Source organism: Prevotella heparinolytica (assembly GCF_004342845.1).
In the GTDB taxonomy this organism is placed as follows: domain Bacteria; phylum Bacteroidota; class Bacteroidia; order Bacteroidales; family Bacteroidaceae; genus Bacteroides; species Bacteroides heparinolyticus.
In genome coordinates this window covers 39,462-52,744 of sequence record NZ_SLXB01000028.1, presented here as the reverse complement: position 1 = coordinate 52,744, position 13,283 = coordinate 39,462, and the positions used below count along the sequence as shown (strand labels likewise).

The 13,283-nt window shown below is 50.4% G+C and carries 10 protein-coding genes; 4 read left to right on the top strand and 6 right to left on the bottom strand.

The window, feature by feature from the left end; all coding sequences use genetic code 11:
- Positions 1-370: 370 nt before the first annotated feature.
- Positions 371-1,606 carry a site-specific integrase gene (locus EV202_RS12845; RefSeq protein ID WP_131927339.1) on the top strand — a complete coding sequence of 412 codons (1,236 nt, stop codon included), beginning with the start codon at positions 371-373 and terminating at the stop codon, positions 1,604-1,606.
- 15 nt (positions 1,607-1,621) lie between these two features.
- Positions 1,622-1,984 (top strand): hypothetical protein, encoded by a 363-nt coding sequence (locus EV202_RS12840; protein WP_131927338.1) that lies wholly within the window; start codon positions 1,622-1,624, stop codon positions 1,982-1,984.
- Positions 1,985-2,033: 49 nt separating this feature from the next.
- Here the strand turns inward: EV202_RS12840 and EV202_RS12835 are convergent, their stop codons facing one another.
- Complete coding sequence (locus EV202_RS12835; RefSeq protein WP_131927337.1) at positions 2,034-2,336, bottom strand: helix-turn-helix domain-containing protein; 303 nt, start codon at positions 2,334-2,336, stop codon at positions 2,034-2,036.
- Between the two features lie 37 nt (positions 2,337-2,373).
- Entirely contained in the window at positions 2,374-2,652 is a 279-nt protein-coding gene (locus EV202_RS12830; RefSeq protein WP_131927336.1) for a helix-turn-helix domain-containing protein, read from the bottom strand.
- 221 nt (positions 2,653-2,873) lie between these two features.
- Between EV202_RS12830 and EV202_RS12825 the strand changes: the two genes are divergently transcribed.
- Together EV202_RS12825 and EV202_RS12820 are read left to right on the top strand one after the other, a co-directional pair.
- Positions 2,874-3,227 carry a helix-turn-helix domain-containing protein gene (locus EV202_RS12825; RefSeq protein WP_131927335.1) on the top strand — a complete coding sequence of 118 codons (354 nt, stop codon included), beginning with the start codon at positions 2,874-2,876 and terminating at the stop codon, positions 3,225-3,227.
- Positions 3,211-3,531 (top strand): helix-turn-helix domain-containing protein, encoded by a 321-nt coding sequence (locus EV202_RS12820; RefSeq protein ID WP_131927334.1) that lies wholly within the window; start codon positions 3,211-3,213, stop codon positions 3,529-3,531. The genes EV202_RS12825 and EV202_RS12820 overlap by 17 nt, the downstream gene beginning before the upstream one ends.
- A gap of 92 nt (positions 3,532-3,623) precedes the next feature.
- Here EV202_RS12820 and EV202_RS12815 read toward each other — a convergent pair whose 3' ends face one another.
- The 4 genes from EV202_RS12815 to EV202_RS12800 form a co-directional block, all read right to left on the bottom strand.
- The gene (locus tag EV202_RS12815) at positions 3,624-9,095 is read right to left on the bottom strand and encodes a helicase-related protein (protein WP_131927333.1); all 5,472 of its coding nucleotides are present in this window, start codon (positions 9,093-9,095) and stop codon (positions 3,624-3,626) included.
- Positions 9,082-9,513 (bottom strand): DUF1896 family protein, encoded by a 432-nt coding sequence (locus EV202_RS12810; protein WP_097559712.1) that lies wholly within the window; start codon positions 9,511-9,513, stop codon positions 9,082-9,084. Before EV202_RS12810 ends, EV202_RS12815 begins: the two co-directional genes overlap by 14 nt.
- A 137-nt stretch (positions 9,514-9,650) precedes the next feature.
- Positions 9,651-11,780, bottom strand: a complete 2,130-nt coding sequence (locus tag EV202_RS12805) for a type IA DNA topoisomerase (protein WP_131927332.1) — start codon at positions 11,778-11,780, stop codon at positions 9,651-9,653.
- 34 nt (positions 11,781-11,814) lie between these two features.
- Positions 11,815-13,209: a DUF3945 domain-containing protein gene (locus EV202_RS12800; RefSeq protein ID WP_131927331.1), complete on the bottom strand. Its 1,395-nt coding sequence runs from the start codon at positions 13,207-13,209 to the stop codon at positions 11,815-11,817.
- Positions 13,210-13,283 lie beyond the last annotated feature (74 nt).

Genomic DNA, 13,283 nt, shown 5'->3' with positions numbered 1-13,283 from the left:
TTTTTGAAAAAAATCTATCCCCAAGGTTCAAGAAAAGGCGAAATAGCGTGAATGATTTGTGAGTCAGTCGGTTCTGACTTTCGAGCCTTTCAGTGCAAAACCTCGAAAAGACGGGTTTATACCAACTTCGGACAGAGCAGCGTTACCAAAACATTACCACCTCCTTTGCAAGTGAGGATTGGGAAAAGCGGTAACGAACAGTGCAAAATCCGACCTGAATTTCGGGGATTACCTCCTACAAAGGTACGTCGATGAAAGGAAACAGGCAAATAAATTGCGGACTGTTTCTTTACCATTGAACGACAATGTTTTGCATAGCAACAAATAACCTGACAATGAATAGTTTTGTAAACCGTAAAAAGTCAGAGTTATGCGTAGTACGTTTAAGGTTCTGTTCTACCTCAAAAAGAACGCCCCCAAGAAGAACGGTTCCGTTCCCGTGATGTGCCGTATCACCATAGACGGTACGATAGCCCAGTTCAGTTGCAAATGCGACATCCAGCCCGACTTGTGGGACATCAAGAGCAACCGTGCTTCGGGCAAAAGTACCGTGGCGTTGGAAACCAATCGTTTCTTAGACAAGATACGTGTCGGTATCAATGCCAAATACAAGGAGATAGCCGAGCGGGATAACTATGTCACTGCCGAGAAAGTGAAGAACGCTTTCTTGGGCTTGGAAATGCGGCATGAAACCTTGCTGAAAGTCTTTGCCCAGCACAATGAGGACTTTTTCAAACAGGTCGATGCAGGCTTGCGATGCCCATCCACCTACCACAAGTATTGCACGGTCTATAAGCATTTGGAGGAGTTCATCAAGAACCGCTACCGTGTCAGCGACATTGCTTTGAAAGAACTCACTCCGGCTTTCATTACCGACTTTGACATCTTCCTGCGCACCGAAAAGCAATGCTGTAACAACACGGTATGGATTTACATGATGCCCCTGCGCCGTATGATTACCATTGCCCAGAACCACGGATGGATAGTTCGTGACCCGTTCGTGGATTACAGCATATCCGCCGAGAGTACCGACAGGGACTATCTGACCAAGGATGAAATCCGCAGGCTGTTGGATTTGAAGTTCAGGCGTAAATCAATGGAGCTGGTTCGGGACTTGTACGTCTTCTGCTGTTTTACGGGCTTGTCCTTTACCGATATGAAGAACCTGACCAAGGACAACCTTCAGACTTCCTTTGACGGTAAACTCTGGATTATGACCAAGCGACAAAAGACAGGTGTGGAGTCCAATATCATGCTTTTGGATATTCCGAAACAGATTATCGAGAAGTACGATGGCATGGCGAAGGAGGATTACCTCCTGCCCGTTCCGCAGTACATTACCGCCTGCAAGAACATCAAGAAAATCATCGGACTCTGCGGTATCGAAAAAGAGATTACGTGGCATACCAGTCGCCATACTATGGCGACGGAAATCTGCCTGACCAACGGCGTTCCCATCGAAACCCTTTCCAAGATGCTCGGACACACGAATATCCGCACCACGCAGATTTACGCCAAAATCACCCACGAAAAGGAAAGTCGGGACATGGCGGCACTCTCCGACAAACTGAGTAAGATAGAGCAGTTCAATGGTATTACTATATAATAAGGAGGACGAACGATGAAAAGAGAAATCATAACCATTGGAGAGAATGGAAAAGTACATATCCCGACAACTCCCGTTTGGATGTCAGCTTGTGAAATAGCCGATTTGTTCGGCGTATTCTCCGGTAAGATAAACAGCCACATCAAGTCTATCTTCAAAGAGGGTTTGCTCAGAGAAGACGAGGTGATGCAAACCTTATCTTTCAAGGGCGGTGCGGTGGATTTATACAACCTTGAAATGATAACGATGCTGTCTTTTCGCTTTGCTTCTCCACAGGCAAAGGGTTTCCGTATATGGATAATCGGAAGACTGACCGAGAAGAAGAGAACAGCTCCTCCGCTACTCGTGTGCTATACCAAAGGCGGATGGTACAACTGAATATGAGAACAGGCAGTAAGACAAGAATTTCTTACTGCCTGTTTCTCTGTCAAGGCTTCTCAAACCGAGGGCGATAATTCTCCTGCAACAGTTTTTCCACATCTTCTTCCCGGTAGAGTACCTTTCCGCCTAACTTAACAAAGGAGATTCTTCCCATGTTGCGATAATCCTGCAACGTGCGCCGGTTGATATGCAACAGGCGGGACAGTTCATCGTCCGTCAGATAGCGATGCCCGTTAAGCAGAGGTCTGTTCTTTTTCCGCAGGACATCTATTCCCTTTATCATGCGGTCGCTCGCGTTGAGAAAGTGCACAATCTCTTCGTTGTTCTTGGTCTTTACATCGTTGTCCATATTTTACATCGGATTTAGTGGTGATACTATTCATTGGTCATAAAGCGGAGGATTGTTCGAGCAGTTTCCCGACATCCTCCGGCTTGTAGAACATCTTATACCCTATTTGCGTATAGGGCAGCATCCGGTTGCTGCGGTAAGTTTGCAGGGTACGCAAACTGATGTTCAGGATTTGGCAGACATCCTGATTGTCCAGCCACCTGCCCATACGCCTTTCGTCACACTCCCGACACAGGGCATCGACTTTGGCGGTCAAAATGCGAAAACGTTCCATCATGGCTTCATACGTTTTCTTCTCGATTGTTATTACTTCCATATTCTTGTCCGTTTTAATGTTACACTTTGTGCAAATGTACTTACGGAGGAAGCATTCTAAACCAGCATTTCCTTTACTGCGTACTTGTGGCTTCAATATGGATGCTTTTGTCGTATGGCTTTTGGAATCAGACAGAAAAATCTCTATTCAGTACATATTTAGCATACAATCCAGACGGTTTTAACTCCCGAACTTTGCAGCATAATCAAACTCAAAGCGTCATGGATGTCATAACAATCGAAAGCAAAGCCTACCACGAACTGATGGGCAAGATAGAGAAAATCCTCCGTTATGTAGAGAAAGAGGAAAAGGCAAAGATAGAGTACGAAAACCGCCTTGTTACCAACGATGAGTTAGCCGAGATACTCGGTATCAGCAAGCGTACCCTTCAGCGTATGCGCAGTACGGACAGAATCAGCTACAAGATGATCTACGGGCGTTGCTACTACAACCTGCATGACATCGAGAAGGCGATACGCAACAAGAGCCTGTACTGCAATCCTCAGAACCTGAAAGAGCTACGGCATAACTTCGAACTTAAAAGCAGGAGGGTAAAGGATGGAACTATTGGATAGAGCGACCTTCCTTGAATGGATGGAACGCATCATGAAGCGTTTTGATGACTTGAAGCAGACGGCTCCCGACATCCCCCAACGTCCGATGATAGACGGAGAACCGCTGCTGGATAACCAAGAGGTGTGCATGATGCTTCAAGTGAGCAAGCGTACCCTGCAACGTTACCGTGCATCGGGGACGCTTCCTTACCACATCGTCTATCACAAGACGTGGTATCTGGAATCAGAAATCCTCGCCTTTATGCAAACCCACTTTACGGAGAACCTCAAACGAAAAAAGAAGAGACCGTCCAAAGGCACGTAATTTCGGATTATACGCAACAGCAAAGCCCCCGTTTTGTCGTAATGACAAGTCGGGGGGGGGCTGCCGTTTGAATGTGATGATAACATTACAGATTATATTTTCGGTCTGACAACGAACACCTTTTCTGCCAGAGACGGCGGCAGTCCGTTCATAGAGGGCTGTGTAGCGGAGATACTCTGCCCGCTGCTTTCCAACGGTCTGTCGGTTTGAGCCGCAGAGGTGCTGACGAAGGGAGCGGTGACAGTCGGCTCAATCGGACGTGACCGTTCCAATTCTTCCGTCTTTCCTTCGCCGTCCTGCATCACCTCCGTTCCTTCTTGCTCACTCTCTCCCTGCTCGATGGGTTTTAGAGAGAGCTGTATCTTGCGGTCAAGGGCAGCGAGTTCCGTTTTGAGGTCTTTGAGCTGCTCTTCCTTCTTCCAAGATCCGTTCACGACCTCTTGCAAAACAGGAATATCCTTGGCTATCTTTTCCGTGTCCGCCTTAAACTTCTCAATCAAGCCGGGTATCTTCTCCAAGGCGTTCAGGAAGTTCATGCAGGCGAGTTGCGGGGCTGCCGCAATCCTGCCGTTGTTGTAGCTGTACTTCATTCCACTTTCTCCCATCACGAAGAACTTGTTCTGTGAAAGGTCGAAAAGGTCTTTGGAGGAGGATTCCGTCTTGACCACAAGATTAAATCCGTAGAGTGTTCCGATATTGAAATACTCTCCCCGTGTGCAGGCTTTCTCGTTGATTTCCGCGAGCTTGGCGGCAATGCGTTTCGGGTCGCTTCCTTCCACCCCTTTGAGTGTTATCGGGTTGAGGATATTGCCCTCCTTATCCTTCTGTACACGACTTTGGTACAAGTCCCAGTCGTTTTGGAAACGGGCTATCAATTCCTTGTTTCCGTCCACCGTTCTCATAACTTCGTCCAATCGGCTTCGGGAGGATGACTTACTGCGAATGAACGCCTGCCGTTCACTGTCCAAACCGGCAATCTTCTTTTCCAACTTTGCCTTTTCCAGCAGGTCGGTATTTCCGGAGAGGATGGCGACATACTCGGAAAAATTCATTCCCGATTTCTCGTCCATACTTCCCTCATCAATGGTACGGCTGCCCATACGGTTGTTTTTCAGTTGTTCGATGAAGAGTTGCTTATTATGCAACAGGTTGAATTTATAACTGTCAAGAGACTTCTCCACAGCATAGATAATGACATCCACCTTGTTGTCCGCATGAAACTTGGCGACTTCATTTCCTTTACGCACGGCTCTGCCGTCCCTCTGCTCCAAGTCGGAAGGACGCCAGGGACAGTCAAGATGATGAATGGCTACGGCACGTTTCTGGGCGTTCACGCCCGTGCCGAGCATGGAGGTGGAACCGAACAACACGCGTATTGTCCCCGCATTCATTCCAGCGATAAGCGTCTTTCGTGCCTTGTCGGTCTTGGCTTCCTGAATGAAGCGTATCTCCTGAGCGGGTATGCCGTGGTTTTCCACCAACTTGCGCTTGATTTCGCTGTAGGGGTTCCATTCGCCCGGCTTATACGTACCGAGATCACTGAATACAAATTGCGTTCCTTTCTGCTCCTCAAACTTGTGATAGTATTCCGCAATCTTGGCAGCACAGTGGGAGGCTTTGTTGTCCACATGATCTCCGTACTTGTTAGGATCAATAAGCCTCAAATCTAAGCTCATCTTTCGAGCCATGTCCGTTGCGATAAGCATCTTGGCTTTCTCCTCCCTATCGGAGAGTTTCTCTCGTCCTAATAATTCTGCATTGCCCGTCTTGGCAAACTCCACCAACTTGGTGATGAACTCTTCCTGTTCGGGTGTGGGCGGGATATTGTGCATGATTTCATTCTTTTCGGGGCGGTCTATGCCGATGTCCTTTGCCGTCCGATAATCGGTGATTTGAGCGTAGAACGCCGCCAACTCCGGCACTTTGATAAAATAGCGGAAACGCTCCTTCTGCACGATTTCGTTGGTGACGGAGAACTCATAGTCCACCGACTTCTTGGCAAAAATGGCTGCCCACGCATCAAAGGTCTTGATGTTCTGTGCTTCGAGAGCTTGGGGACGCAGGTACTTGAACAGCAGGTACAACTCCGTAAGTGAGTTCGATATGGTCGTCCCCGAAAGGAAGGTTGCTCCCAAGTCTTTCCCCGTCCGTTCCTGAATGGTTCGTATGGCAAAGAGCATATTCAAGGCTCTTTGGCTACCCTCGCTGTTGCCAAGCCCTGCTACCCTGTCGTGGCGGGTGTTGAACATCAAATTCTTGAATGTATGCGACTCGTCCACGAAAAGATGGTCAATGCCCATTGTCTTGAAATCCACCACATCGTCCTTGCGGTTCTCTATCTTGAACTTGATTTCATCCAGCTTCGCCTGCAAGTTCATCTGCCGCTTGACAAGTCCTTTCTCCATTGCACGGGAGATGCTGCGTCCCTGCTGACGCAAAACCTCCAAGTTCTCTTCCACGCTGTCCAGCTCGTCCTGAAGGATTTTCTGCTGTATCTCGTCCGACTGCGGTATCATGCCGAACTGGTCGTGCGTGAGGACAATGCAGTCCCAGTTGTTGTTCTTGATGTCGTGGAAAATCCGCTGCCGCTTGTCGGGCGTGAAGTCGTTCTTGCCCGGATAGAGCAGCTTGGCATTCGGATAAGCCGTTTGAAAAGTCTGTGCTATCTCCTGCACGTTGGCTTTGAGGGCGAGTATCATCGGCTTGTTCGCCAAGCCGAGCCGCTTCATCTCATACGCAGCGGTGCACATGATGAGCGTCTTTCCCGCTCCCACCTGATGGTCGCAGATCCCTCCTCCATTGAGTTTGAGCATCCACACGGCATCTTTCTGACTGTCATACAGGCTTTCGATACCCAAGCCTTTCAGATTAAGGTCGGGGAATGTCTGATGGGAACCATCATACTGGGGACGCACAAAACAATTGAAAGTGTCATTGTAGAGTTTCTCCAACCGCTGCTTGAACTCATCGCTCTGCTCGTTCAGCCAATCGGTGAAGCCGTTTCGTATCTCATCGATTTTAGCGTTTGCCATCTGTATGGCTTCCGTGTCCCGTACCTTGACCTCCTTGTCGCCGACCATGATTTTCTTGGTGATGTCGGGCGTCGTATTCAGCAGGGCGTGCTTCATCAGGGCAATGCCGTCGTAGCGACGATGCTGTCCCCGCACACAGAACCTGTCCCATATATTGGCATTGTGCATCCGTGCCTCCACAGAGTATTCGTCCGCACTTGAATCGTAGCGTATCATCACCTCCGTGTCGAAGAGGTACGAGGCATAGTCTGAGTAGAGATTTACGGGGATCCATCGCTCCCCGAAGTTGAAATCCAAGTCCACGAAGGGTATCGGTTCGGGAATGGCATCTTTCAGTGCCTGCAAGGAGGCTTGCGCCCTTGTGTCTTCCGGATGCTCCAAAAGATATTGTCCGATACGCTCCGAAGCGGCGACCACATTGCCCGATATGAACTTCTCGGCGATTTCATACTCTCCCTCCAAAGGATTGTAGTAAATCCTGTCGTGCAGCTCGAAGAGCATCTCTTCTTCGGAGATGTCAGGAAGCAAAGAGAGCATATACCCGGTGTCCACCGCTCCGAATTTATTGAGTGAAGCCGAGAGCGCCTCTTGGGCATTGCCCACCTCTGTCACTTCGTGCAGGCTGAAAGAAACGGGCTGATGGAAAATATCGGCTTTGAGCGTTTCTTTATCCACCTTCCGTTCCAAGAAGAGGATTTCCCTGCCACCGGCATCCATCAGGATCTGCTCGTGGTTCTTGCGGTCGTTCAAATGTCCGTACTGCCGCACGAAACGGTCGTACAGTTCATTGAGGTTCTGTCGCAGGGATTCATTCGCCACCTTGCGTTCCGCTTCATAATCATAGAGGGCGTGGTAGGCATCCCGCAGGTCTATGTAGAGCAACATTTTCTGTCGTTCTTGGAACGGGAGGTCTATGGGCTGGAACATGCGGTTGTCCTCCATATCACGGACAAACATTCCTACCTGAAAGTCCGAAGCCAGCAAAGAACCCTCTTTGAGATGTTCGTGCCATACTCCCTCATAGGGACGCTGCTGCATCCCTTTCTCCTTGTCCTGTTGCCACCATAGTTCTCCCGTGTCTTTCAGCCTCTGTGCCGTCTCATTGCTTTGTGAAGTCTCGACAGATTTCGGTTTTGCAGCAGCTTTACGTTTGGGCTTTTCCTCCGGGATAACATTGCCGAAAAGGTCGAGCAGTTGTACCTGTGGAGCGACACTGCTTCGGGATTGCTCCGTCGGCTGTTCCTCTCTCGGTTGCCCCACCTCTTGGTGTGGTTGCTCCTCTGTCGAAGCGACAGGCATAAGCGTTGCTTCTTGCTGCTTGACTTCGGGAGGAACGGAAACGGCAACTTGGGGTTGCTCCTGAATAAAGAGGTGCTTTTGATACAACGCCATATCCAAGCGTTTGGCTAAATCCGCCCGCAGAATTTTTCCCATATCGGTGGCGATGCCTTCCGCTCCACCCTCGTGATGGAACAGGATGGCGGGCTTGCCGTAAGGGTCGGTATCCTGCTTCCACTCGGTATGCACGATTTGCGACATACTTCGCAGATAGGTGTTGAACAGCACTCCGCTGGGTCGCTTTTCACTCTTGATGAAACGCTTTTCCTCTTCGGTAAGACTTGTCTTGTCGCTCTGCTTTTGCAGGACGATAAGGTCACTGCCCACTTCCGTCCCCGCATTTTCTGTAAAGAGATTGTTCGGCAGACGGACTGCCGAAACAAGGCGGGTATGGTTCATCAGCCACTCCCGTACCGGTTCGTTCGTCGTGGCGTTCATAACGCCTTGCGAGGTGATGAATGCCAACACACCGCCTTCACGGAGCATATCCACCCCCTTGACGAAGAAGTAATTGTGCAGGGACATGCGGGCGATCTTTCGGGTAGGTTCTGCCGTCTTGCTGAAAACAGGGTCGAAGACGGCCACATCTCCGAAAGGAATGTTGCTGCTGACCACATCGAAATAACCTCCGAGCTTGGATTCGATTTCCTCGAAGCCTCGGATGCGTATCTTGTCTTCGGGATGCAGGGCGGAGAGCATCTGTCCCGTAAGGATGTCTTTCTCGAAACCGAAAGTCGTATGCCCTTCGGCTGCAATGCCGTCAAAAGAGCGGATGAACTCGCCCATTCCCGCTGAAGGGTCAAGGATTCGCTTGGGGACGATGCCTGCCTCCCGTAAGGAAGCGGCAATCTCCCGTACTACGGGTGCAGGAGTATAGAAAGCGGTCATCACGGAGTTTTTCAGGCTCTGCATATAGCTCTTGTACTGCGATTCGGAAGCGGTGTTATCCCGAATGGTGCGATGCAGTTCCATCACCAAGGGGAAAAGTTCCAACTCCGACTTGTTCCATCGGGCGATGTCCTCCATCGTGTTGGCAGGAGAGAGGATACACTTCAATGCGCCGAAGCCCGTATAAGCCCTCAACACCTCCATTTCCTCCTCCGTTGCCGTGCGTTGTTCCCGATGCAGGGCAAAGACCGTCTTGATGGCTTCTACGTTCGCCCTTAGATGCTCCTTCTTGTTATAACTTGCCATCTTCTTCGAGTTTTAGTTGGACAAAGCCCGTAATCTCCGTATAGAGGGAGTTGTATTCGGGCATATAGGCGAACTCATCCGAAATCGGATACTTGGTGAAGATACTTTCTAAGAGCGGGCGCAGGCGGATAGCAGTCTCCCTGACCGTTTCAAGCGGCACTTCAGCAGAGAACTCGTTCCAAAGAACAGAGGAGATGGTATCGTGGTGGGAAAAGTGCAAACCCGCATAGAGCGTCTTGTTGGCGATACCGATACATTCGGCTATGGGAAGAGCGGTATCGAAGGCTTCGGCATAGGCTTCGGAAGCAGCTGCCGCACGCTCTTTGATAAAAGAAATATCACCGGCTTTTTCGGGATGGCTTTCCCGAAGAAAAGAAAGTAGGGATAGCTCGTAATAGGAAAATCGAATGGCTGTCATATCTGTGATTTTAATGAGTATATAATGCAAAGGCACTCGACGTCCCCGCCGAGTGCCACCACTAAAATCCGCAGTAAAAACAATATGATTGTCTATGACCGCTTCATTCAGTGGCAAAATTAGCAAATTATGGGGAGTTACTTTCGGGATTTGTCCGGTTTCTTACGTTCGGGGAAGACAAAGACCGTCTTGAACTCTCCGTCCAAGGAGAGAGAAGCCTCGAAGCTCTTGCCCGCTTTGGAGGTGAAGCCTTTGATGATACCTGTCTCCCCGTTCACCGCCAACTGCGTCAGTTGCTCGTCCGTGAGGCTCTTGCCTGCCACGCTGCGGAAAAGCGTCAGTCCGCAATCGGGATCGGAACATTTGGCACATCGGGGATAGAAGACCAGTGTTCCTTTGCCGCATTTGGGACAATGGATGTCGCTCTGTATCTTGGGGAAGAGGATTTTGGAAGAGAGCAGTTCGTCGGTAATCTGAGTGGCATAGCTTTCGATGCCCGTGCGGAAATCCCGCTCTTTCAATTCTCCCCGTTCGATTCTCGCCAAGTCTGCTTCCCATTGTCCGGTCATCTCGGCATTGCCGATTTTCATCTCCCTAACAATGGAATAGACGGCAAGTCCTTTCTCCGTGGGAACAAGCGACTTCTTTTGGCGTACCATGTACTCGCGGGCAAAAAGGGTTTCGATGATGGCGGCACGGGTAGCAGGCGTGCCGATACCGCAATCTTTGAGCTGCGCACGCAATTCCTCGTCCTCCAATTCCTTACCTGCCGTCTCCATAGCTGCCAACAGTGAACTTTCCGTGTGCAGGGGCTTGGGCTTGGTCGTTCCCTGTGCCAGCGAACAGGCACAGAGCGGAAGCTGTCCGCCTTCCTCCCATTGGGGGATGATGATGCCTTCTCCATTCTCCCGACTTTCCCGTTCTTCGGCTTCCGCCTGCTCCTTGTCTTTCTTCCTGCTGTTTTTGAGGACAGCACGCCAACCCTCTTCCTTGATGATTTCTCCTTTGAGGATAAACTTCACCTCCCCGCAGACGGCAGTAACCGTGCTGACATCCTTCACGCATCGGGCGGAAAAGGCTTCGAGCATACGTCCGGCTATCATGTCGTAGATGACTACTTCCTCTCCGAACATGTCTATCGGCTTCTTGCCCGTGATGAGCAGGGCGTGGTGGTCGGTCACTTTCTTGCCGTCCACCGAATACGCATTGAGTTCGGTCAGTCGGCGTGCATGGATACCCCATACGGGATGGTCGTGCAAAAATGCTATCAAAGCGGGAATTTCGGCAAAGACATCTTCGGGAATATGGCGGCTGCCCGTGCGTGGATAGGTGATGTACGCCTTTTCGTAGAGTTTCTGCGCCAAGGAAAGGGTTTGTTCTGCCGTGTATCCGTATCGGCTGTTCGCTTCTTTCTGAAGAGTGGTCAAATCATACAGAAGCGGTGGTTCCTGTTTGGTCTCCTTACGCACAACTGTCTCTACAGTGGCATAAGGAGCTTGTTTGAGTTTCTCGTACAGGGCAGTGGCTTCCGTCTTATCGAACCAGCGGTCGGCAGAGGAGAAGCGAAAACTCTCATCACCTTCCCTTACGGCAAGGCTGAATTGCCAGAATGGCTGTGGCTCGAACTTCTTGTTCTCCAAGAAACGAGAGCAGACCATACAGAGGGTCGGAGTCTGTACCCTGCCCAAGGAGTAAGTGCCTCGCCCTGCCGCTATGGATATGGCTTGTGTGGCATTGATGCCCACCAGCCAGTCGGCTTCGCTGCGGGCACGGGCGGCATAATAGAGGTTGTCATACGCCGCTCCGCTTTGCAGACGGGCAAGCCCCTCTTTGATGGCTTTGTCCGTAAGCGAGCTGATCCATAGACGGTCGAAGGGTTTGGCAATGCCGAGATACTCGTAGATGAACCTGAAGATTAACTCACCCTCCCTTCCTGCATCGGTGGCTACGATGATGCCCTCTGCCGCTTTGAAGAGTTTTTCAATGACTTTGAGCTGGGCAACGGCACTGGGGTCTGCCTTGTAGCCTTTACCGCTCCTGACTTGGCGGGGAATAAGGGTAAAGACGGAAGGAAGAATCGGCAGGTTCTCTTTGCGGAAACCCTTGATGCCGTAGGCTTCGGGCATGGCTGCCGTTATCAGGTGTCCCAATGCCCACGTGACGGCATAGCCGCCTCCTTCGATATAACCATTCTTCTTGTTGGTTGCCCGAACGACACGGGCGATTTCACGAGCTACGCTCGGCTTTTCTGCTATGATGACTTTCATTTGTTCTTACTTTTTGGATATTAGTGGTGGCGGATTACATTTTCATTCCCTTAGAACGTTTCTTCTCCTCTTCCTTCTGTTCCTGCAGGGCGGTAGGTTCTGTCTGTCCCTGTTTGAGCGGCTCCTTCACATGCTTGGTAGCCTCGTTGGTCTTGCCTTCGGAATTGACGGCGACCTGTGTGCGGGAAGCATTGTCGGGAGTTACCTCTTTGGTTTGGGACTTGTCGGGATTCCATTTGAGGAAGTCGAACTTGTTCTTCTCGAAGTTTGGACGCACATAGGCATTGAAAGGCTCTCCCTTTTTGTCGATAAGCCCGGTCATATAGACCGTTTCACCTGCTTTGAGCTTCGCTTGCTCTTCGGGAGAGATTTCACGTCCCAGCATCTTCTTGGGGACACGCAATTCTTTCTGCTCCGTTTGTTCCTGTCCTTCGGTGGCTTGTCTTTGGCGTTGTTCCTGCTTGGGAGAGCCGAAACGAAATTCAATAGACCGCTTGTCGGCATTGAATTGAAGGTTGGCATTGAAGTGCTTTCCCGTTTTGGAAGTCATGCCCTCTACATAGATGCTCCTTCCTTCCGAGAGTTCCTTTTTCTGCTCATCAGTCAGCTTCACGCCCTTGATTTCATCGGGGATGCGTACCCGGTCGGTACTCAGGGCGATGATGTCGTTCGTCAGGCGGTCAATACTCACGAAACTGCGGGTCGGTTCATCTTTGCCGGGGAAGGTCAGCTCCACGGTGCGACCGAGATTACCCGTTTCTCTTAGGGCTTTCTTGTCCTCGTCGGTGAAGGTATGCCCGAAGAACTCGCGTTCCAACTGTGGTTCCTTGCGGATGGCGTGGACAACGGGGATAAACGTACCGTCTCCGGAGGCTTTCAGAGAAAGACGGGCATCGGTGTAAAGGGAGACTTCTCCGATTTTGATTGCGATGGGAATAAGCGGAGTTTTGCGGTATTGAAGTAGGTCATCAAGATGCTTGCCCTTTTCGAGACTCTCACGGCTTACACCCATCTGCTCGAACTGCTCCCACTTCACCTTGTCGGGGTCAATGCCTTGAAAGAACTGCTTCTGCTCTCCTGTATAGTCTGAGGGATTGACACGGGCGGAGTCCAGCATCTCCTTATTGGAGGGAACATCCGGAGCTTGGAGCATCTCCGAGAGTACGCGGGCACTGGCAACGGCACTCTCAAAAGGCACTTTGAAGAAATTCAACGGTGTGGGATGCTTGAACTGCCGCATGAAGTTGGAGAGGAAGTTTTCCAGCGCATTGCTGTGCTTGTCGAACTTCAGGAAGCTCTGTTCATGCTCGGCGGTAGGCGGAACGGTTTTCAGTCCGCCTTTCTCGTCCGTTCCTGTGACGGCTTTGAGGTTTTCGCCCTTTTGATCCTTGACCAAAAGGACTTCTTGGTCTTTGATTTTTTCGTCCATATTATAATGTATTTAATGACACCAACAGCGGTGCACGGACAAAAGTAAACCAAAGAAACCGTGTATGTTAGAGG

Coding starts and splice junctions, on each gene's coding strand:
- EV202_RS12825 (WP_131927335.1), top strand. CDS start 2,874: ATGGATGTCATAACAATCGAAAGCAAAGCCTACCACGAACTGATGGGC.
- EV202_RS12820 (WP_131927334.1), top strand. CDS start 3,211: ATGGAACTATTGGATAGAGCGACCTTCCTTGAATGGATGGAACGCATC.
- EV202_RS12840 (WP_131927338.1), top strand. CDS start 1,622: ATGAAAAGAGAAATCATAACCATTGGAGAGAATGGAAAAGTACATATC.
- EV202_RS12830 (WP_131927336.1), bottom strand. CDS start 2,652: ATGGAAGTAATAACAATCGAGAAGAAAACGTATGAAGCCATGATGGAA.
- EV202_RS12815 (WP_131927333.1), bottom strand. CDS start 9,095: ATGGCAAGTTATAACAAGAAGGAGCATCTAAGGGCGAACGTAGAAGCC.
- EV202_RS12835 (WP_131927337.1), bottom strand. CDS start 2,336: ATGGACAACGATGTAAAGACCAAGAACAACGAAGAGATTGTGCACTTT.
- EV202_RS12845 (WP_131927339.1), top strand. CDS start 371: ATGCGTAGTACGTTTAAGGTTCTGTTCTACCTCAAAAAGAACGCCCCC.
- EV202_RS12805 (WP_131927332.1), bottom strand. CDS start 11,780: ATGAAAGTCATCATAGCAGAAAAGCCGAGCGTAGCTCGTGAAATCGCC.
- EV202_RS12800 (WP_131927331.1), bottom strand. CDS start 13,209: ATGGACGAAAAAATCAAAGACCAAGAAGTCCTTTTGGTCAAGGATCAA.
- EV202_RS12810 (WP_097559712.1), bottom strand. CDS start 9,513: ATGACAGCCATTCGATTTTCCTATTACGAGCTATCCCTACTTTCTTTT.